The 21,481-nt window shown below is 63.1% G+C and carries 16 protein-coding genes; 6 read left to right on the top strand and 10 right to left on the bottom strand.

The window, feature by feature from the left end:
• The 5 genes from addA to QZ964_RS16165 are packed head-to-tail and all read right to left on the bottom strand — an operon-like array spanning window position 1 to window position 11,335.
• Window positions 1-3,459, bottom strand: a complete 3,459-nt coding sequence (gene addA / locus QZ964_RS16185; protein ID WP_292532746.1) for a double-strand break repair helicase AddA — start codon at window positions 3,457-3,459, stop codon at window positions 1-3.
• Window positions 3,456-6,563 (bottom strand): double-strand break repair protein AddB, encoded by a 3,108-nt coding sequence (gene addB, locus QZ964_RS16180; protein WP_292532745.1) that lies wholly within the window; start codon window positions 6,561-6,563, stop codon window positions 3,456-3,458. The genes addA and addB overlap by 4 nt, the downstream gene beginning before the upstream one ends.
• Window positions 6,564-6,568: 5 nt before the next feature.
• Window positions 6,569-7,261 carry a nucleotidyltransferase family protein gene (locus tag QZ964_RS16175; protein ID WP_292532795.1) on the bottom strand — a complete coding sequence of 231 codons (693 nt, stop codon included), beginning with the start codon at window positions 7,259-7,261 and terminating at the stop codon, window positions 6,569-6,571.
• A gap of 34 nt (window positions 7,262-7,295) precedes the next feature.
• Window positions 7,296-8,834, bottom strand: a complete 1,539-nt coding sequence (gene tsaE, locus QZ964_RS16170) for a tRNA (adenosine(37)-N6)-threonylcarbamoyltransferase complex ATPase subunit type 1 TsaE (RefSeq protein ID WP_292532743.1) — start codon at window positions 8,832-8,834, stop codon at window positions 7,296-7,298.
• Window positions 8,831-11,335, bottom strand: a complete 2,505-nt coding sequence (locus QZ964_RS16165; protein ID WP_292532741.1) for an ATP-binding protein — start codon at window positions 11,333-11,335, stop codon at window positions 8,831-8,833. The genes tsaE and QZ964_RS16165 overlap by 4 nt, the downstream gene beginning before the upstream one ends.
• Window positions 11,336-11,607: 272 nt before the next feature.
• Here QZ964_RS16165 and QZ964_RS16160 point away from each other — a divergent pair, with 272 nt between their 5' ends.
• Entirely contained in the window at window positions 11,608-11,868 is a 261-nt protein-coding gene (locus QZ964_RS16160) for a hypothetical protein (RefSeq protein ID WP_292532740.1), read from the top strand.
• On the opposite strand, the gene ahcY is transcribed toward QZ964_RS16160, so the two are convergent.
• Window positions 11,856-13,265 carry an adenosylhomocysteinase gene (ahcY, locus tag QZ964_RS16155; RefSeq protein WP_292532739.1) on the bottom strand — a complete coding sequence of 470 codons (1,410 nt, stop codon included), beginning with the start codon at window positions 13,263-13,265 and terminating at the stop codon, window positions 11,856-11,858. The two genes, QZ964_RS16160 and ahcY, sit on opposite strands and share 13 nt — an antisense overlap.
• A 383-nt stretch (window positions 13,266-13,648) precedes the next feature.
• Here ahcY and QZ964_RS16150 point away from each other — a divergent pair, with 383 nt between their 5' ends.
• The 5 genes from QZ964_RS16150 (at window position 13,649) to QZ964_RS16125 (ending at window position 18,503) form a co-directional block, all read left to right on the top strand.
• Window positions 13,649-14,380 (top strand): response regulator, encoded by a 732-nt coding sequence (locus tag QZ964_RS16150; protein WP_292532738.1) that lies wholly within the window; start codon window positions 13,649-13,651, stop codon window positions 14,378-14,380.
• The gene (locus tag QZ964_RS21585) at window positions 14,377-15,675 is read left to right on the top strand and encodes an ATP-binding protein (RefSeq protein WP_367119286.1); all 1,299 of its coding nucleotides are present in this window, start codon (window positions 14,377-14,379) and stop codon (window positions 15,673-15,675) included. The genes QZ964_RS16150 and QZ964_RS21585 overlap by 4 nt, the downstream gene beginning before the upstream one ends.
• A gap of 47 nt (window positions 15,676-15,722) precedes the next feature.
• Entirely contained in the window at window positions 15,723-16,979 is a 1,257-nt protein-coding gene (locus tag QZ964_RS16135; protein WP_292532737.1) for a glycosyltransferase, read from the top strand.
• A gap of 220 nt (window positions 16,980-17,199) precedes the next feature.
• A complete protein-coding gene (locus QZ964_RS16130) occupies window positions 17,200-17,703 on the top strand; it encodes a TerB family tellurite resistance protein (RefSeq protein WP_292532735.1) in 504 nt (167 codons plus the stop codon).
• Window positions 17,700-18,503, top strand: a complete 804-nt coding sequence (locus tag QZ964_RS16125; RefSeq protein ID WP_292532733.1) for an SDR family oxidoreductase — start codon at window positions 17,700-17,702, stop codon at window positions 18,501-18,503. Before QZ964_RS16130 ends, QZ964_RS16125 begins: the two co-directional genes overlap by 4 nt.
• 391 nt (window positions 18,504-18,894) lie before the next feature.
• Here the strand turns inward: QZ964_RS16125 and QZ964_RS16120 are convergent, their stop codons facing one another.
• The 4 genes from QZ964_RS16120 to QZ964_RS16105 form a co-directional block, all read right to left on the bottom strand.
• A complete protein-coding gene (locus QZ964_RS16120; RefSeq protein ID WP_292532732.1) occupies window positions 18,895-19,398 on the bottom strand; it encodes a hypothetical protein in 504 nt (167 codons plus the stop codon).
• 178 nt (window positions 19,399-19,576) lie between these two features.
• On the bottom strand, window positions 19,577-19,765 hold the full coding sequence (gene rpmF, locus QZ964_RS16115) for a 50S ribosomal protein L32 (RefSeq protein WP_292532731.1): 189 nt from the start codon (window positions 19,763-19,765) through the stop codon (window positions 19,577-19,579).
• A gap of 107 nt (window positions 19,766-19,872) precedes the next feature.
• Window positions 19,873-20,886, bottom strand: coding sequence for a GH25 family lysozyme (locus QZ964_RS16110; protein WP_292532730.1), 1,014 nt, complete (start codon window positions 20,884-20,886; stop codon window positions 19,873-19,875).
• Window positions 20,887-20,939: 53 nt separating this feature from the next.
• On the bottom strand, window positions 20,940-21,481 hold a 542-nt coding region (locus QZ964_RS16105; RefSeq protein ID WP_292532729.1), incomplete at its 5' end, for a magnesium transporter.

Here is a 21,481-nt window from a genome sequence, read left to right as displayed (position 1 = left end):
TCAACCGGTCGCGAGCGCGCAGATGAGCGCCTCGGTCAGCGCCGTTTCCTCTGCTTCGAGCACGCTGGCGTTCTGGGTGTAGATCACAAAGCATCGCAGCCGCTTGCCCGGAAAGAGCGGCGCGGCCGCGGCGCAATAAAGCGCGAGCTGACGCAAGTGTGCGTCTTCAATTTTTCCGCGCGGTCGGCCTGTCTTGAATTCGGCGATAAGCGCTTCGGTCGTCGTTTCCGCAAGCCGGTCGATGCGGCCCGAGACGACCGCGCCATTCTCAAGCGTCGCGACGATGTCGACTTCCGGACTCGATTCCGGTCCGAACAGCGGCGCAAGGCGCGGATCGCCGACGACGGCGAGCGCCGCATGCGCCAGCGCCTCTTGCTGGTCGACGTCGACGAAGCCGCCGCGCGCTTGAAGAAAACGCCGCGCCGCGTCTCGTCGGCGGTCCGGCGCGCAGGCGGGCAAATGCTGCAACAGCGCATGAACCAGGCGTCCGTGCAGCAACCGCTCCGCCTCGTCCGCTTTCGCCGGGCCGCCCTCGCCGTCAAGCTCGATGATGTCCGCGCCGGCGAACGCGCTCGACGGACGCAAGGGCGGCGCCGGCGCCGCTTCGCATTTCGCCTTGGTCGTGGCGAAAGCCGGAAGGTCGACGCCAACCGACGTCTGCTCCCTTCTTGGAAGATCGAAACGCGGCGGCGCTGCGCCGCGTCGCAGAATCGTCGATGAAGGATCGAGCGGATCTGGCAAAGTCTCGCAGCTTGATTCGAGCGCAAGGCGAATGGCGTCGTGCCAGCAGCCTTCGGCGCGCCCACTCACGCCGTGAGCGCCACAAATATAGAGCCGCTCCTCCGCGCGCGTCAGCGCGACATAGAGCAGGCGCTGACTTTCCTGATGTTCGCTGCGCCGATGCGCGTCGCGCGCCAATTTGAGAGCGACGGGATCGCTGTCCTTGCCAAGCGACCAGAGAAGTACCGCCTCCTCCTCCGCCACTGCGAAAAAATAGAGCTTTGGATCATGCTTGCCAGCGGGCGCGCCGCAAGTGTCGGGCAGAAAGACGATTTTCGCCTCCAATCCCTTGGCCGCATGAGCGGTCATCACCCGCACCGCGCCGCCGGCCGACTCCATATCGCGCTTGATCGACAGATCGAGCGACTCCGCCATCGCCAGAAAGACCGTCAGCGACGGCGGCTGTTCGCGCTCGAAGCTCGCGGTAAGTTTCAAAAATTCGTCGATCGCGTCTTCGGCTTCGCCGCCAAGTCTTGCGACGAGCTGCGCGCGTCCGCCGTCAAGGCCGAGAACCCGGCTGTAGAAATCGAAGGGAGCGAGTTCGGCGGCGGCGCGGCGCAAGCGCTGCAGACGCTCGGCGGCGGCGCGGCAGCGCGGCTCTTCAGATTCGGCGAGCGCTTCGACGAGCGAAGCGCGCCGGCCCGGCGCGAGCGCCATAAGATCATCATCGTCGAAACCGAAGAAGGGCGACTTCAACACGCTCGCCAATGTCAGATCGTCTCGCGGCAGCAGCGCCGCGCGTCCGAGCGCGATGAGATCATGCACGGCGATGTGGTCGGCAAGATTGAGCCGATCGGCGCCGGCCACGGCGACGCGTTCGCTCTTCAAGGCGCGAATGATCGCCTCGAACAGCGGGCCGCGCTTGCGCACGAGAATTAATATGTCGCCGGGCTCGACGAGACGCAAAGCGCCGCGGTCCTCGACGCATTCGCCATTCTCGGGCGCAAGCAGCGCCCTGATCTTGCGCGCGAGCCTTCGCGCCAGCAGCTCATTGGGGTCGCTGGCGTCGACATAATCGACTGGCAGGCGCCAATCGCTCGGGTCCTTTGCTTTTTCTGCGCCGATCGGTTCCCAGATTTCGAGGAGCGCGGCGACGTCGGATTTCCACGCCTCGTGCCTTGGCGCCGGCTCCTGCAGATTGAAGCAGAGGCCAAGGCGGTTCTCTTCGATCGCAAAAATCTCGTCGACCGCCTGCAGCACGCCGGGCGCCGAGCGGAAGGACTGGGTGAGCGTCACCGGTTCGAAGCGCCGTTCGGCGCGTTCGAACCTGCGACGAAATTCACGCCGCATCGCGTCGAATCGCTCAGGCGCGGCGCCTTGGAACGAAAAGATCGACTGTTTCTCGTCGCCGACCGCAAAGAAGCTGCGCGGCGGACCGCGCCTTCCGACGCGGGCGCCGGCGCCGGCGCAAAATTCGTCGGCGATCGCGGCCAAAATGTCCCATTGGTCCGAACTCGTATCTTGCGCCTCGTCGAGCAGAATATGCTCGATCTGCGCGTCGAGCTTGTAGAGCACCCATGACGGACTCGAACGATGGAGCAGGCGTCGCGCGCCTTCGATCAAATCGTCGTAATCCAGCAGCCCCCGCCGCCTTTTGGCGTGCTCATATTCTGCAAGGATGGCGTCGCCGAGCGCGTGAAGCGCCAGCGATCGTTCGGCGACGGCGGCGGCCTTGCGCTTTTCGACGAGCGCGGAGAGCCTGTCGCGCTCGGCCTCCATGCGCGCGAGAAGCTGCGGTTCGCGCTTGGCGAGCGGGCCTGTAATGATCTTGGCTTTTCCGACGCCGCGCGGTTCGCCTTCCTTGGTGAAAAAGGCTGAGAGATAGGCGTCGACACAGTCCGGGTGCGGCGCAAGCGCGAAGGCGCGTTCAAGCGAATCGGCGAGCTTGCCGTCGTTGGTCGAACCGCCGCGCAGCAATGTGGCGAGCGCCGGCCACGCCGCCAGCGGCTCGCCGTCCTCGATGATCGCCGCTTCGATCCGCGCCAGAGTTTCGTCGGCGCGCAATCCGAGCGCAGCGAAGACTCTGGCGTCATAGTCTTCCTGCTCGCGCATGCGCGCGATTCTCTGGCGATGCTGCAGCAATTCCGCGCAGAGCGCGTCGAACCCCGCCGCGGAGGCCTCGCGGGCGACAAGCTCCAGCGCCTTTCGCAGCGGCCCGCGATCTTGCGTCGCGGCGTCGAGCGCGCGCCGGCGGGCGGCGTCCATCAACTCGGCGCGTTCGAGATCGTCGACGACACGGAAAGACGCCGGAACATTGGCTTCGAGCGGGAAAATGTGAAGCAGCTTCTCGCAGAAGGCGTGTATCGTCTGGATTTTGAGTCCGCCAGGAGTCTCCACGGCGCGCGTGAACAGCCGTCGCGCGAAATCAAGATCGACGCGCGACTCGACGGTTGCGCCCATCTCAGCAATTTCTTTGGCAAGGGACGCGTCGTCGAGCGTCGCCCAACGCGCAAGCCGATCGAAGACCCGCGATCCCATATTGGCGGCGGCCGCCTTCGTATAGGTGAGACACAGAATCTGCGATGGCCGCGCGCCGGCGAGCAGCAGCCGCAAAACCCGCTGCGCGAGCACATGGGTTTTGCCGGACCCGGCGTGCGCCGAAACCCAGGCGGACGCGAACGGGTCGGAGGCCGCTTGCTGACGTCTGATCGTCAGGCCGCCGACAGGACGCTCGCTCATGCCGGCTCTCCGCCGCCGCGCATCCATTCCTTCACGCGCGCCAGATGATCGTAATCGCCGACGTCGCTGAGGAAGGCTGGATGCGGCCGCGACGCATAGGGCGTCTTTTCATCGCGAAACTGTGAGAGGAGCTCGAGGAGTTGCGCGCGGTGCGCCGCAATGATGTCGGCGAAGCCCGCGTCGTCCCATGTGAGCCATTGTGTCTTGCCGCCGTTGCGCAGTCCGATATAGGCGGCGCCGGCGACACTGCGCGCGCCGACCTCTGCGAATGCGCCGGCCTCGATCATCGCCGCTTCCAGCGTCAGTTGCGGCGACCAGCCGACCTTGACCTGCCTGTTGGTCGGCGGCGCGCCGGTCTTATAGTCGAAGACATAGGCGTGGCCCTGCCGATCGACCTCGATGCGATCCGCAATGGCGGTCAGGCGAAATGGCGATCCGTCGATCAGCGTCAGCGCCATCTCGCCGCGCGTTTCGACATGGATTTCACAGTCGCGCGCGCGTCGCTCCCGTTCGAAACTCAGCGCATGATCGAGCCCGGCTTCGATGCGCGGCCATTGGAAGCTCGCGAAAGCAGGATCGGCGATGAAGCCGTCGAGCTTCTCACGCGCAAGATCAAGCAGCGTGTCGCGTGCGGCATGCGCAAGCGCGCCATGGGGATGTCGCGCAACGAATTCGGCGAGCGCGTCATGGATCGCCATGCCGATGTCTCTCGCGCCGGCTTGCGCGCCGATCGGCGACAAGGGCGCGAGCTTGAGAACATATTCGGCGAAGATCGCGTAAGGATCGCGCCGCAGGCGTTCGATTCGGGTGACGCTCAAGCGTTGCGGCCGCAACGCCATGGGCGGACGCGGCTGCGGCCGTTGGATCGTCACCGCCTCTTGGGGACGGTCGAGCGCCGCGGCGATGGCGAGCATGGCGTCGCCGCGCTTCTTGCAATCGTCAAAGGCGTCGCCCGCGAGCGCCGAAAAACGCGCGATGAATCGCGATGGGACGGTCGGCGCGCCGCCACGCTTGATGGCGCGACTCAGCACGACGCGCTTCGCGCCCAAAGCCATGACGAAATCATGGGCGCTCTGGCCGATGCGCCGCTCCGGCGCCATCAGACCGAGTTGCGCGCGCATCGAGCGGTTGAGAAAGGCGCCCGTATCCGTTTGCGGCGGCCATACGCCTTCATCCAATCCAGCGAGCAGAATGAGGTCGGCGTCGATCAGCCGCGCCTCCAAGGGGCCGAGAATCTGTAGCCGCGGATGCGTGCGCCTTGGACCGCGCAGCATCGTCTCGGAAAGGATTCGATCGAAGAGCGCCGCATAATTTTGCGCGTCGAACCGAGGCGGCGCCTCCGCGTGCGCGAGCCGATCGAGAAGTTCGAACAGCGCCGAGGCGGCTTCTTCCTCTAGTTCTTCCGCGCCGGCGATCACGGCTTCGAGCGCGGCGCGATGCGCGCGCGCGCGAGCCGACAGCGACGCCGTTGTCGCCAAAGCCGCAAATGGCGCGAAAGCGTCGTCGATGCGGGCAAGCGCATCTTCGATCTCGAGCCATTCGTCGTCGGCGATGCGGCGCGCCGCCGAATGCGCATGCGGCGCGCGCGCCAATTTGCGCGCCAATGCGACGCGTGACGCCCATTCGCCGTCAGGCTGCGCGAATGTGCGCAACACGCCGATCTCGACGAGCGGCGCGAGCGCGCAGACGCGCGCGCGCGAAAGGCCGGCCGCCGCCAGCGGATGGGCGAGCAGAGCCGCGACATTGACCGCTCCCGCACGATCGGCTCCGATCGCCGCGACGAGCCGCGCCAGCGCGCCGATGGACGTTCGCGCCAATGGCAGGCCGCCGGAATCGTCGATCTCGATATCAAAGCGCCGCAACTCGGCGCCGACGCGTCGCGCGATGAGCCTATCCGGCGTGACGAGCGCCGCTGTGCGGCCGGGCGTCTCCAGCGCCTCCCGCATGAACAGCGCAAGCGCCAAGGCTTCGAGCCGCTCGTCGGGCGCCTCGAGCGAGATGACGCCTTCGAGCGCCCGCGGCAAGCCGACGCTCTCCCTCGCCTTATAATCGCGCCATGCGGACGTGGCCTCGGCCGGCGCCATGGCTTGCGACACGAACGCCCGTCGCGCGGCGAGCGCAGGGGTCAGACGCGCGAGCTCGCGCGGCTCGTCGCGCGCAACGCCCATCGCAGCGAGCAAGCGCTTCAACATTGTCTGAGGATGGGTGAAGGCCGGCTCTCCGACGCTCTCCGCCTCGCCCACGCTCGCCCAGGCGTCCTGACTCATCAGTTGATCGAGGCCCGGCAGAACCACTGCGCCATTGTCGAGCCCGGCGATGGCGGCGAGCAGCCGCGCCGTCGTCGGTTGCGCGCCGGTGGAGCCGAGCGCGATCACCGGCGCGGTCGGCGGCGCGCGCGTGAGCGCCGCGATCTGCGCTTCGACGAGGCGCTTCTGATAGGCGCTGGCGTCGATCCGTCCGCGCTCCAACAGAATCTGCGGCCATTCGCGCAGGGCGATCTGCAGAAACCGCGTCGTGATCGCCCAGAACTCGCTGTAAGCGTCGTCACTCAGCGTTTGCAAGGCGTCCGCCGAGACGTCTTCGATGTGCAATTCGTCGATCAGCGCCCCGAGGTCGGCGGCGAGCGCATAGGCGGCTGACGGCGTCGCTGCGACAAGCAGCGGTTCGCTCTCGTGCAGATTCGGCGCGCCGGTTGAATCGATCGAGATGATCGCGCGCCCCAGCGCTTCCGCCCATTGCAGGATGAGCTGCGACAGGAGAAGGCGTCGTTCCAGCTCTTCGATCGGCGCGGCAACAGGCGCATCAGCGTCGATGCCGAACTCTACGCCGAAAAGAGCGGCGCTTTCGCGCTCCTCCAGAGCGCCGAGCGGCAGAATGCGCGGCAGCAGCGTGGCGCGCTGGTTCAGCGCCTGTGCGAATTCGGCCTTGAGCGCGCGCGCCGCGCGCTGCGTCGGCACATAGATCGTGGCGCGCGCCATGGTCAGCGGCGGTGTATCGCGCGACAGAGCGGGAACGATCTCGCCGCCGAGCAGGGCGCAGACGAACGTCTTCAGGAACGGCGCGCCAGGCGCAATGGTGAAAAGATTGCGCCGGAGAGGCAGCACTGCGTTCAGCCCCGGCGCGCCGTGATCGCCCGTTCGGCGTCTTCGATGGCGGCGACCGTGCCGACATGAAGCCAAAGACCGCTCGAAACGACGCCATAGAGCCGTCCCTTGCGGGCGGCGTCAAAAAAGAACGGCGCGAGCTTGAAGACATCGTCCGCGACGCCGGCGAAGAGCTGCGGTTTCATCAGTCCGACGCCGGCGTAGACATAGGGTTTGCGGCCATCGCGTCGGACGATGCGCCCCTCAGCGTCAAGATCGAAATCGCCGTCCCAGTCGACGCCGACGCTTCCAATGGTCGGCGCGAGAAGGAGCGCCGCATCCATTTTGTCGGCGTCGAATGCTGCAGCGAGCGCGATAATGTTGGAGCTGGCGGCGCCGATCCAGAAGGCGTCAGTGTTGCAGACAAAAAAGGGATCGTCTCCGATCAGGGGAAGGGCTTTCTTGATTCCGCCGCCCTGATCCAACAGCAACGCGCGCTCGTCGGAAATCACGATGTGCGGACTGGCGCGGCGTGCGAGATGGGCCTCGATCTGATCGGCGAGGTGATGGACATTGACGATCGCCGTTTCGACGCCGGCCGCTTCGAATTCGTCGAGCGCGCGATCGATCAGCGTGCGGCCGGCGACGGCGACCAGCGGCTTCGGCGTCGTTTCGGTCAGCGGCCGCATGCGCGCGCCAAGGCCGGCGGCGAACACCATGGCGACGCTGGGCGCGGGCGCGCGCGCCGACCGGTCAGGCGTCACGAAACAAGCCGGGGATGTTGGCCTCATACCAAGCCTTAACGTCGGCCAGCGCCGGATGGCGAAGGCTTTTTCGAAGATAGGATTCTACGCGCGGAAGATGCGCGAGATATTGCGGCTTGCCGTCGCGCTGATCCAGGCGCGCGAAAATTCCCAGTATCTTGGTCGCACGCTGCGCCGCCAGGATCGCATAAGCCTTGGCGAAGGCGGCCATATCGAACGCGGAATCGGCTTCGCGCCGCAGTTTGGCGTAAGAGGCGAGGAGCTTCAACTCCAAATCGTCGGGGACGTCGACGCGAGCATCCTGCCCGAGCGACGCAACGTCATAGGCGGGATGGCCAAGGACGCAATCCTGGAAATCGAGAATGCCGATCCGCGCCCGGCCGTTTCGCTGCGCAAGCCACAAGAGATTGGGAGAGTGATAATCTCTCAGGATCCAGGTCGGCGGGGCGCTCGCCGCTTCGACGAGCGCCTGACGCCAGATATTGAGAAAGATGGCGCGCGCGCCCGACGAGATCGGCGCCTTCAGGCGCGGCAGGTACCAGTCGACCAGCAACTCCACTTCGATCAGCAGCGCATCCAGATCATAGGGCGGAATCCGATAATCGCCGTTTCCTTCGATCGCGATTACGTCCGGCAGGCGCTGTGCGTGAAGAAAGGCAAGCGCGCCCGCCGCTTCGAGATAGCGCTCGACGATGGGGCCGTTATCATCGACGACGCCCTCGCCGCCAAGGTCCTCGATGATCAGCAAGCCGGCGTCGAGATCCTTGGCGTAGACTTTGGGCGCGGAAAGGCCCACGCCGCGCAGCGCTTGCGACAAGGCGACGAAAGGAACGACATTTTCGGCAAGACGCGCGATGGCGCTGTAGGACTTGCCATAGCGAATCGGCGGTCCGTCAGGACGCGCCGGCGAGATCATCAGGATTGCGCGTCGCCCGTCCGGCTGTTCGAGTCGCTCATAGGCGCGCGTCGAGGCGTCGCCTTGCAGAAAGCTGCGGCTGGCGCCGGCCCAGCCCGACTGTCGCAGAAGTTCACGAATCGCCTTGAAGGAGGCAAGACGCGATACGAAGCGACCATAGCCGGAAATGGTCAAACGCCGCGCTTCGCGATTATCGCCATCGACAAAACTTAAGCGCACTTCGAGTCGATCGGGCGACAGCGCTTCGCGCGCGCCTTCGGCCCATTCGACAAGCACGATCGCGTTGTCGGTCTCCTCTTCCCAGCCGAGACCAGCAAGCTCCGCAGTGTTTCCTAGCCGGTAGAAATCGGCGTGGACGACGCGCTTTCCGGCGCCCTCGTAAATCTGCATCAGCGTGAAGGTTGGGCTTGGCGCTTCGAGCTTCGGGTCCTCGACCAGGGCGCGGATCATCGCCCGCGCAAATGTGGTTTTTCCCGCTCCGAGATCGCCGGAGAGCATGACGGCGTCGCCGCTACGAACCAGCGTCGAAATTTCTTGCGCCAGTTCGATCGTTTCGGTTTCGCTGGCGACGTCGAGACGCCAGACCGCTTTTGGCGCGGACTCGTCGCTCATTCGGCGCCTCCGGCGCGCGCCGCTGCGAGATGCGCGTCTTCATGCGCCGCATGCGCAGGAAAAATGCAGGTCACGGTCGTGCCTTCGCCGGGCGCGGAATCAATCAAGACCCTACCGCCATGGAGCTCCATGAAGGCGCGCACGATGGAAAGACCAAGTCCCACCCCGCGATGGCGTGAGCCGGCGGTGTGCGACTCAAACCGATCGAAAACGCGTTCCAGAATCTCCGGCGACATGCCGCGCCCGCGATCGGTGACCTTGAAGACGATTTCGTTCTCGCGCCGCATCACGGCAAGCGTAACAGTCTGACCCGGACGCGAAAAGCCAATGGCGTTCGACAGAAGATTGAACAGGATCTGACGCACCCGCTTGGCGTCGCCGCGGAACGTTCCGACGTCGTCCATCGGGACGATCTGCACGTCGATCGAATTTTCAACGAGACGGTCCTGCACGCCTTCGATGGCGGCGCGCATCGTCGCCTCGACGTCGACTTCGGAAAACTCCAGCGCCATCGCGTCTTCGTCGATGGTCGCGAGATCGAGAATATCGTCGACGATGGCGAGCAGCGCCGCCGAGGATTTGCTCACATAGCCGAGATATTCGCGCTGGCGCGAATTGAGCGGCCCTGTCGAGGCTTCTCCCAGAAGATGGACGAAGCCGTTGATGTTATTGAGCGGCGACCGCAATTCGTAGCTGACGTGATGAATGAAGTCGTTGCGAAGCTTTTCGGCGGCGAGCAGCGCCTTGTTGCGATCCGTCAATGCGCGTTCGACATTCACGTCCGCCGAAACATCGACGAAGGTGAGCAGCGCGGCGCCGTCGAGCAGAGGTTGCGCCGCGCAATCCAGCACCACGCCGTCGTTGCGCTCAATGCGCCGGGTGAAGCCTTCGCGCATTTCGTTAAGGCCGGTGACGAAGTCTTGCAGCGCCGCCCAAGTCTCCTCTTCGTGGTGGAGCGCGCAACATTTGGCGGCGAGCGCCTCGAAGCGCGGTCGTTTCGCCAGAATCTCGGGATCGAGCCGCCACAGGCCAGCGAAAGCGGGGTTGCTGAATTTTAAGCGCCCGTCGGAGCCAAAGACCGCGACGCCCTCCTGGAGCGTGTCCAGCGTTTCGCTCTGCATGCGGGCGAGCGCGTTGAAACGCGTTTCGAGATCATAGGCCTTGGTGGCGTCGTCATAGAGATAGGTGACGCCGCCCTTCGGATTTGGATGCGCGACGACATCGACGATCCTGCCGTTCGGCAGATGCCAGGTGTGTGTGATGGGCTCTGGCGAATGATAGGCTTCGAACAGCCGTTCCTTCCATGCGCGGTAATCGGATTCGACGGGGACGCGCTGCTCGGCGCGCAGCCGGTCGAGAATTTGCCCGTCGGTCGGCTTTTGCTCGAGGAAGGTCGGATCGAGCTGCCACAGCTTGGCGTATGCGTCATTGCTGTAAATCAAGCGGCGCGCGCGATCGAAGCTCGCCACCGCCGTCGGCAGCTGATCGAGCGTTCGCACATGCGATTGCATCTGCCGCTCGAGGTCCGCGCGCACCGTCTCGACCTCGCGCCGATCGATGGCGATGGCGGCGGCGGCGCCCGAGGCGGACGCCTGCGTCACGTCGAGCTGATGACGTTCGCCCGCGACCACAGCGTTGACGCGCTCGCGCCAGACGTTGTTCTTCAGGCGGGCCTGCTCGGCGGCGCGGCGCGCCGACTGGTCAAGCAACTCCAATTTGCGGGAGACGGCGTCGTCCGGGCTCTTCGCCTCGACCGCCTGCGCATAGGCGTCGTTGACGAACACGAGTTCGCCGGCGTCATCGCGAATCCAGAATGGCGCAGGCAGCGCCTTCAGCATCGCGCGCAGACCGTTGAGTTGGGATTGCGCCGCGGCGTGGCGCTCGCGCAGGCCGATCAGCTCCAACCGGTCGCCGGAGACTTCGCGAATGCGCAGCACGACGCCGCCGCCGACCGCGCGCCCGTCCGCGTCGAAGTGGCGCCCGGCGACGCCCGCAAGCGCCAAGCGAAAGCTTTCGCCGCTGCGCCGCAGGCGCTCGACGGCGTTTTCCAGCTCCTCGGCGTCCTTTTGCGCGAGCCAGGCGCCGAAGTTCAAAATCCGACGCGGCGCGGCGGCGGCCCCGGTCATGACGAGCGACGACGAATGAATGTCCGGCTCGGCGTCAGGCGCCTTCCAAGCGACGAAAATCTGCGGCTCCGACGCAAGGAAGTTTTTCGCCCGGTCGAGTTGGGCCCGGGAGTCGTCGAGTTCGACGCTTAATGCGGCTTCGCGCCGGCGCCAAAAAGCGCGTTCGCGCAGATAGCTGATGACGATGGCCGCGGCGAACATCGCCAAACCGCCGCTCAAGGCGAAGCTGACGATGTGCGGATCGATCGCCAAATCATCGAGGAAGCCTGCCGCGCGCGCCGGCGCCGGATCGAGCCATAGAAGCCAAGACCCGAGGGAAGCACCAGCAAAAGCGGGAGCGCCGGAGTCGCTGGTCGCGCGCCGCCTTTGCGTCATTGCGAGGGCGACTCCACTTGGCGGCGATTGGCTTGGCGCATCAAAAGAACCGGTCTCCACGGTCAATTGCGGGTGCTCATCACAACACCGCCGTAAGCGGTTCACGCAGGACGGGGACGCAAGCCTGCGGCGCGCAGGACCATGAGGCGAGAGTCCGACAGGAAGGCGGATGTCCCTCGAGCGCCGTCGCGCCGGATGCGAATCAGAGCCTCAATCTAAAGCGCCGAAGGCCAAAACGGAATCTTTGAGGAGCAAAAAGGCGTCTGAAAGGAATGGCATCGGCCGGACCGCCTCCGCCATCGACGAAGCCGCGCGCGAGCGCCCGGCTCCACATGCAGCATCTGCAGGCGATCGAGGACAATCCGCCGACCGCGGAGAAAATCGCCATGTTCGAGATGTTCGAGCGCGAGGAGCTCTTTAAGCGACGTCACAAATATATCGCGGCTCTATTCGACGGCGGAGCCTTCACCGTCATGGCCGGGACAAGCCCGGCCATGACGCGCGATTGCTGCATGTTTCGTCAGTACCGATAATGCTCCGGCTTGAACGGGCCGTTCTGCGGCAGGTTGAGATATTTCGCCTGCTCATCGGTCATCTTGGTGAGCTTCACGCCGATCTTGTCGAGATGTAGCGAGGCGACCTTCTCGTCGAGATGCTTGGGCAACGTATAGACGCCGACCGGATACTGGCCCTGCTTGGTCCACAATTCGATCTGCGCCAGCGTCTGATTGGTGAAGGACGCCGACATCACGAAGGACGGGTGGCCCGTCGCGCATCCCAAGTTCACCAGGCGGCCTTCCGCCAGCAGCAGGATGCGCTTGCCGTCCTGGAACTCGATCTCGTCGACCTGCGGCTTCACATTGTGCCATTTGAGATTGCGCAGGCCGGCGACCTGAATCTCCGAATCGAAATGGCCGATGTTGCAGACGATGGCGCGGTCCTTCATGGCCCGCATATGTTCGATGGTGATGACGTCGACATTGCCGGTCGCCGTGCAGAAGATGTCGGCGCGCGGCGCCGCCTCTTCCATCGTCGTCACTTCATAGCCTTCCATCGCCGCCTGCAGCGCGCAGATCGGATCGATTTCGGTGACGATGACGCGGCAGCCAGCGTTGCGCAGCGACGCCGCCGAGCCCTTGCCGACGTCGCCATAGCCGGCGATGCAGGCGACCTTGCCGGCCATCATCACGTCGGTGGCGCGGCGCACGCCGTCGACCAGCGACTCGCGGCAGCCATAGAGATTGTCGAACTTCGACTTCGTGACCGAGTCGTTGACGTTGATCGCCGGCCACAGGAGCTTGCCCTCCTTGTGCATCGTATAAAGGCGATGCACGCCGGTCGTGGTCTCCTCGGTGACGCCTTTGATCGCCTCGGCGTTGCGCTTGTAGAAGCCAGGATTGGCCTTCAGGCGCTTCTTGATCGCGGCGTAGAGAACTTCTTCCTCTTCATTCGAGGCGGTCTCAAGAAAGGCGACGTCGCCCTGCTCGGCGCGCAGGCCAAGATGGATGAGCAGCGTCGCATCGCCGCCGTCGTCGAGAATCATGTTCGGGCAGCCGCCGTCGCCCCATTCGAAAATCTTGTGGGTGTAGTCCCAGTAGTCTTCGAGGCTCTCGCCCTTCTTGGCGAAGACAGGCGTGCCGGTCGCGGCGATGGCGGCGGCGGCGTGATCCTGCGTCGAATAGATGTTGCACGACGCCCAGCGCACATCGGCGCCGAGCGCTTTCAGCGTCTCGATCAGCACGGCCGTCTGGATGGTCATGTGCAGCGAGCCGGCGACGCGCGCGCCTTTCAAGGGCTGCGTCGGACCATATTCGGTGCGGGTCGCCATCAGGCCCGGCATTTCCGTCTCGGCGATGGCGATTTCCTTGCGGCCCCATTCGGCCAGCGAAAGGTCGGTGACGGCGAAATCGTTAAAGTGATGTGCGGTCATGCGAAATCCTTCTGTTTCTCGTGCGTGGCCCGGTCGGGGCTGTCTTTCCCGACGCTTTGCGTGAGCCAAAACGATCGGGAATCCAGAGCCGGACCAGTATTCCTGGAGTGGCTCTGGATTCCCGGTCAGGCCTGCGGCCCACCGAGAATGACCCGCCAAGGAACGGCTCAGTCTATTCCCGCCGCCGGTCCAGCCCGGCGGCTCGGAGCGAGCCTATAGCAGGGGCGGCCGAGAATGGCAATAAAGATATAAAGATTTCTTTATGTCTATCCGCCGAAGAGGGAGAGTCGCGGCAACAAATCGAAACAAACGCGCCGGAATCTCGACACAGCTGTGCGGAATCCTCGGCTTGGAACTCGCCGCTCGCTCGGAGCCGCGAGTAAATGAAACTCCCGACCTTGACCGAAACCGCATCAAGCGCCGCCGAAGGGCGATTGATCCTCGTCGTAGAAGACGATCAGGAAATCAGATCGCTCATATCGAAATACCTTAGCGACCACGGGTTTAAGGTGATGGTCGCCCAAGACGGCAAACAGATGGATGAAGTCCTCGCGAACGCGCAGGTCGATCTCATCGTGCTCGACGTCAACCTTCCCGATGAGGATGGATTTTCGATCTGCATGCGCTTGCGGAACACACGCAGCCCCCCATTGATCATGTTAACCGCGCGCGGCGAAGACACGGACCGGATACTCGGCATCGAACTCGGCGCCGACGATTATCTGGTCAAACCCTTCGTTCCGCGTGAACTGCTCGCGCGAATCGGCGCCGTCCTTCGGCGGACGGCTCCGGGCATCGAACCCGCCCAGCAAGTTAACGCCTATTGTTTCTCCGGCTTTCTTTTGGACCCTTCCGCGCGTCGCCTGTTGGGGCCGACAGGCGTAAGGGTGATTCTGACGAGCGCTGAATTCGACCTGTTGCTGACGTTCTCCCGCAATCCCGGAAAAGTATTCTCGCGCGACGAACTGAAGGCGGCGTCAACGTCCGAGCGGAGCGTGGACATCCTGATCAGCCGGCTTCGTCAAAAGATCGAGAATGACCCGCGAGACCCGGCGCACATTCAGACGGTCCGCTCTATCGGCTACACGTTCACGGCGAAAGTCAGCATTCAGTGAGATCGTCTGCGCTCCGAAATATCAATGTGCAGCTGGGACTTCTCCTCCTCCTATGCGTCGGCCTGTTCCACGCAGCGGTGACCGCGATCCTTTTCTTGTCTGAACCCGTTCCCGGCGCCCCTCGGGACCTGAGCGCCTCAATCGTCGTGGCGGCCCTGACGGCGTTGGACGCCGCCTCGGCCGCCGAAAGGCCGGCGATCGCCACAGCCTTTAACGCAAACCTTCCGGGGTTTCACGTCGCGCTCTCAGCGCCTGGAGTCGCCGCGCGCAACAAGGGTCATCCGGCCTATTTCCGATCTCGCCTTCCCGTCGGAGTCGAGATCGAAGCCCACGATGACGACAAGCAATTTAGCGGGTCCTTGCACGACGGTCAGAAATTCGTCCTGGACGCTCCGACCCGGCATCCTGGATTTTCTCGGTTCGCGATAATCACCCTCGGCTTCGTCGCGATCAGTCTGTTCGTCTTCGCCTTATGGGCCGCGCTGTCGCTTACGCGCCCCCTCACGAATTTCGCAAACGCTGCAGAATCCTTCGGGCTCGACGGCGTTCCGGCGCAGCTAGCGGAGACCGGGCCCGCAGAGATCCGCAAGGCGACGCGGGCCTTCAACCGCATGCAGCGTCGCATCGCGGAGATGGCCTCCCAACGAACGAGGATGTTGACGTCCGTTAGCCACGACCTTCGAACTCCGATTACGCGAATGCGTCTTCGCGCCGAATACATCGAAAGCAGCGACACGAAAGTGAAACTGCTGCGTGACCTCGACCAGATGGAGGCGATGGTCCGCGGCTGCCTGGATTACTTGCGCGGCGGTTTCCAGCAGGAGGTAGTGGCGCTGGATCTGGCGAGTCTGTTGCAGGCGGTTGTCGATCAGTTCTGCGATGTGGGCGCCGACGCACGTTACGAGGGAGTCGATCACGTAAACGTTCTGGGCAGTCCAGAAGATTTGGAGCGCGCGTTCTCCAACCTCATAGACAATTCGATAAAATACGGGAAAAGCCCCGAAGTCCGGCTGTTGGAAAGCGATGAAGCAGCGGTTGTCGAGGTCGTCGACAGAGGTCCGGGCATCCCCCAGGAAAAGAGGGAATCGATGCTCGAGCCTTTCGAGCGAGGAGACGTAGGCGCGTCCTCGAACGTAAACGAGGGATTTGGCCTGGGCTTGGCGATCGCGCGCGCGATCGTGGAAGCTCACGGCGGACGCCTCACGTTGGATGAGCGGACCGGCGGCGGCCTGATTGCAAGGGTGTCGCTGCCGAAAGCCGAACTCGAAACAAAACGAAACAAATTGAGCAAATAAATGTCTCCTGTGAGTCCGACCTTGGGGACCCAAAGAGGGTCATCGGGATGTCGATACATCAATCAGGTCCGGGCCGCGCCGCACTATCGGGAAAGACCATCGCGGTCGTGCATCCTGCGTGGCATTCCTGCGGAACGCACCAGGTCATCGCAAGTCAAATAAGGGCCTATAACAAACTTGGCGCGCGCGTGCTCTCCGTTGCGCTTATGGACGATGTCACGCCCTCGATCGGCCGCGGCGAACGCTGGAAGAACTACAGGCTGCATAGTCAGGACCTCGCAGCCGACGAAAGATATGAATCGTCCGCCACGATCGCGGACCTCTTCAAGACAACGCTCCTAAAGGACGGTTGGTTGCCCTTGATCCATGGCGACCACGCAACCTGGCTAGTGGAGCTCGTGAAGCGCGCGCCTTTGCCCGAAGCGCTCGATACGGTCGCCATCGACCTGATCCACGCCAACCATTTCTTCGTGATGCCTTTCGTCGAAAGAATGCGCGAAAGGCGCCGCGTTCCCGTCGTGCTAGACACTCACGACATTCAGGCTCGGCAGTACGAGTTACGGAATCGCGCTGGGTTTAGCATCCCGCCGCATGTTCGCTATAACAGCATGCTTGCGACCGAACTCGACTGGCTCAGGCGCGCCGACGTTTGCATTCACTTGAATTCAGAAGAATATGCGACGTTCGACCAGCTTCTGCCTCAGTCTCGTCACGAACTGATCTATCCGTCGATAGCCGCCGTGGCTCCCGACCAAAATGGCGATCGGGCTATTTTTGTCGCAGGCGACAACGCCGCCAACTACATCAGCGTCCGATGGTTTCTGAAATGTATTGTGCCGCATGCGCCTGAAATGTCGATTTCGATTTTTGGCGACATCGCCGATGGCGTGAAAAGGCGTGACAGGCCGTTGTATGAACAACATCGCAATCTTTTCCGGGGCAGGATCGCCGACATAGAGTCCGCCTACGCCGACGCAGCGATCATTCTCCTCCCGACAAGAGAAGGGCACGGCCTTTCAATCAAGACCGTGGAAGCTCTGTCCAGCGGACTGCCGATCGTCGCGACGTCGAAGGCTTTCAGGGGCATGGAGATCGATCCGTCGCGGCTTCGCAACGTCTACATTGCGAACGACGCCAGCGAATTCGCCGCCGCCATGGTCAAGTGTCGCGCCATGAGCGAACGAAGCGAACCGGCAGCGAGCGATACGCGCGCGCTATACGAAGAGAGATACTCATTGGAACACTTTGCGCGTCGGCTCGGCGACGTCGCATGCAAATTGATGGCGCGAATGCAAATGACGTGATCCCACGCCGGCGACGCTTTTTATGGCGGCGATAGGGTTTTCCCGCGGGCAAGAGTTTCTTGCAAAAGATCGGAGATGTCTCAGACGACGACCGAACGAATGACCGCTTAGGCTTATAAGCGGCAATTTGCGCCGACCGGCTGTTGGCCCCGCTACCCTTCCCCCTCCGCATGATCTATACCGGTCGCAACGCACCTCCCGCCCCGGTAGCTTCGCCGCCATGTTCTCCGCCCTAAAAAACTTCATCAACGAACTCACCGGCGAGGCCGAGCGGCCCAAGGCCTTTGAGGCCGAGGATTATCAGCTCGCCGCCGCGGCGCTTCTCGTCCATATCGCCTCGATCGACGGCGAATTCGACGACAAGGAGAAGGCCCGTATCCGGCAGCTCGTCGAGGCGCGCTTCGGCCTTGAAGGGGACGAGGCGGCCGAACTGATCGACTCAGCGCGCGAGAGCGAGCGCGACGCCGTCGACCTCTATCGCTTCACCAGCGTCTTGAAGCGCCGGCTCGACGAGGACGGGCGCCGCCAGATCATCGGCATGCTTTGGGACATGGCGCATGCGGACGGCGCAGTGCACGAATTCGAGGAGAATGTCGTCTGGCGCGTCGCCGAATTGCTCGGCGTCTCGACCCGCGAGCGCGTCGAGCTGCGCCGCGAGTTCCGCGACGCCGCCGCCCCGGCCCCCGGCGGCCCCTGGTCGCCGCGCAACGCTGGCGACGCATGACGCGGACGGCGGAAGGGATGCGTCCGGTCGCGATCATCACCGGCGCGTCGGACGGGATCGGCGCGGAGCTTGCCCGCATCTTTGCGGCCAAGGGCCATGAGCTCGCGCTCGTCGCCCGGCGCGGCGACCGGCTGGAGGCTCTGGCCGATGAAATCGCTGGGAACGGCGCGGCGCGACCGCTGCCGATCCAACTCGATCTTACCGAACAAGGCGCTGCGGACGTTCTATCGGAGCGACTCGCCGAAGCCGGTCTCGCGCCAAACTTCCTGGTCAACAACGCAGGCTTCGGCCTCATGGGCCGGGCGATCGAACTCGACGCTTCCGAGCAACTCGCGATCATCGATCTCAACATGCGCGCGCTGACTGCGCTGACCCTGCGCTTTCTGCCGTCGATCGTCGCGGCGAAGGGCGGCGTGCTCAATGTCGCTTCGGTCGCGGCCTTCATGCCGGGGCCGGGCTTCGCCGTCTATTACGCCACCAAGGCCTATGTGCGCTCATTCAGCGAAGCGCTGTCGCAGGAATTGAAGCCCTCGGGCGTGAAGGTCGCGTGCCTTTGCCCCGGTCCGGTGCAAACCGGCTTTCAGGCGCGCGCCGGCTTCGACTTTTCCGGCGTCATGGGGGCGATGAAGCCGGCGATGCTGCCGGCGGCGGAAGTGGCGCGCCAGGGCTATGAAGGGCTGATGGCCGGCAAGCGCGTCATCGTGCCGGGATTGGTCAACCGCATGTTCGTCTGGGGCTCGGCGGCGGCGCCGCGCGCGCTGCTGCTGCCGCTGCTCGCGATCGCCCAGCAGCGCCGCTGATCGACGCTACGGCGACGCCTATCGCTTTGGCGAGATCTGTCCGGCCAAAGGGCAAGGGGGGCGGCGCTGACGGCCGCTCTGCTTGAGAGAGACAGTTAGATCCGAAGCAAATGAAGAAATATTTGAGTATAAACTAGCCAGTTTTAATAATATCTACCGCGGATTTCAGAGGGTCGGTTGGAACGGTGAAAAATCCTTGGAATGGCCGATCGAGCTCCACTAGCAGAAAGATTGCCCCGGAGACGCATATAGACGCGGCGATAAGCCCAACCGCCGCCGTCCAGTGATTGTGCGAGATGACGCCAAAATTGAAAAAAACCGTCACAAGCAAGGCGATCAGAAATATGACCACCTCCAGCGGTATATTGGCGTTCAAGTCGTTATAGATTTTTCATTTTATACCGGTAATTTCTTGCGTTAAATTAAGAGCGGTCGTCTTCGCCCATGATTTTTTCGGATCTTCCGCTTCTAAAGAGAGCACTGCTTCGCGAAAGGAATCGATTTTGGCTTTCTTAAAAGCCTCCCTTTGGTTAATGTAATTGTCGCTCGCGACCTGCAATAGATCGATCTGGCCCTGCATAGAGCGTATTATTTTCGTCCTCGCTGCGTCGGCTTCGTCGCCGAACAAATCCAACACGCGATGCAATAGAATGACCTTAGACGCTTGCATTCTTACCTCGTCAACTTTCTTATCAAAATTATTTTTTGCAGTTATCAATAAAAACCCGAGGCAAACTGCAAGCAATGCGCCAATCATGTTTCTCAGCGCCTTGAATTGATCTCTAGATATTCCATCAAGCCAGCTCTCTTTGAGACGCAATGTAATATAAAATCCAAATATAGCTGCAAGCAATGTTGCGAAAAAATTTATTATAGCTAGATATATGCTATTCACGAGTATTTCCTCCGCAGAATCTTACCTCGCAAGCACGCCATTTCCAGAAGACGCCAAGACCTTTGCGTGGCCGCAGCAATCTTGACCGCCTGGAAATAACATAAATTTAATCCCCATATGACTGTCCAAAAAAAGCGAGCCTTGCGGCCCGCTTTCATTTCCTCACGCGTCGAAGCGCTTATTCCTCGACGACTTTCGGCTTCAGGACCTGACGGCCGCGATACATGCCGGTCTTGAGATCGACGTGATGCGGCCGGCGGAGTTCGCCGGAATCTTTGTCTTCGATATAGGTCGGCGCCTTGAGGGCGTCGGCGGAGCGGCGGAAGCCTCGCTTCATCGGCGAGGTTTTTCTTTTCGGAACGGCCATTTATTCTCTCTCTCGACGGACGCGCGGGCACAACGCCGCGCGGCGGAAACTGGCCCGGGGCCTATACGCGAAATCTCGCCCTCTGGCTACCCCTGCCTCTTTTTCCCCTATCGGATCGCGTTCGGCGGCACGGGCGCGCCCGGCTCCCTGTCATAGGCGCTCTTTTCGGCCCCCGACAGCATTGCCGGATCGTCCTCGACAAGCTTGCTGGCGCCGCGATCGTCGATCTGGCTGCGCGCCGCCGCGACCGGCCCCGCCCGCATGCCGGTGGTTGAGGCGAGCCAGCTGCGCCACTGATCGGCCGAGCCGTTGAACGTGTTCTGGTCGACGGCGCCGGTGATGCCCGGCACGCGCCCGTCGGAGCGATACTGCCAGAACGTCCAGTCGCGGTCGCCGTAGCGAACTTTGGGATGGTATTTCGTCGAGCGCACCCAGATCGGATATTCGGACAAAGCGTTCGAATGCAGGATCGCCTGATAGAAGTCGACCGAGGAATAGATGATCGGCTTCTTGCCGTAGTGGCGCTCCATCTGCGTCAGCATGTCCTTCATGTCGCGCAGCACTTCCTCGCGATAGAGGGTGCGTTTGCAGGTTCCCGACGTCGGCGTCGCCTCGACGTCGAGCACGGGCGGCAGCGCGTCCGGCTCGTTCGGCACGACGCTGGCGAAATTGCCGATCTCTTCATGCGGCTGGCGACACCAGTAAACGAAGTGATAGGCGCCGCGCGGCACGCCGGCCGCCTTCGCCGCCGCCCAATTATAGGCGAATTTCGAGTCGACCCGGTCGCCGCCTTCGGTGGCCTTGATGAAGGCGAAGGAGACGCCGGCGTCCTTCACCTGCTCCCAGTCGATATTCCCCTGATATTTCGAGACGTCGATACCGTGGACGGCGAATTCGGCGCTGCGGGTGGCGGGGAAACGATGAAGTTCCGTCTCCGGCACGGCGTAGGCGAGGAAGCTCGGATCGCGCTTGGGATTGATCAGTGGGGCGCTGGTCTGGAGCCGCGCCCGGCGCGAAAAACTCGGATCGTAGGAACTGCCGCAGCCGGCGAGCGTCGCCGCAGCGAGGGCGACGCAACCGGTGGCGAGGGCACGTGAAGGAAATCGTTTCAACGGGCGCATTTCGTCAAATTATCTCCACAGGCGGTAACGGAGCGTAAACGCGCCGCCGCGCCTCAGCCCAAATGGAACCACAAACTGGCGATTGTAAGGAAAGAGCTGTAGCCGACGACGTCGGTGATCGTCGTCACAAAGGGCCCCGAGGAGACTGCAGGGTCGAATTTCAGCCGGTCGCAGACGAGAGGCACGACAACGCCGCCGAACGCGCCGGCGACCAGATTGGTGAACATCGCCAGGGCCATAACCGGGCCAAGGCCGATATTGTGAAACCAGGTCGCGGCGACGGTCCCGGTCACCAGGCCAAAGGCCGCGCCGTTAACCGCGCCTATGGCGAGCTCCCGGAAAATGATCCGCAAGGCGTTGCCGCGGTTAAGCTCCCGCGTCGCGAGCGACCGCACGGCTACGGTCATGGTCTGCGTCGCCGAGCTTCCCCCTTGCCCCGCGACCATCGGCCCGAGCACGGCTAGCGCGACCATCTGTTCGAGCTGCAACTGGAAGGTCTTGAGGACGGAGGAGGTGACGAAAGCGGCCAGCATGTAAATGAAGAGCCAGGTGAAACGGCTTCGGACGATCCACCAGAAATCGTCGGTCAGCTCTT

Source organism: Methylocystis sp. (assembly GCF_021731785.1).
Taxonomy (GTDB): domain Bacteria; phylum Pseudomonadota; class Alphaproteobacteria; order Rhizobiales; family Beijerinckiaceae; genus Methylocystis.
Note: the sequence above shows the minus strand (reverse complement) of the source record. Positions and strands in the feature narration are given on the sequence as shown.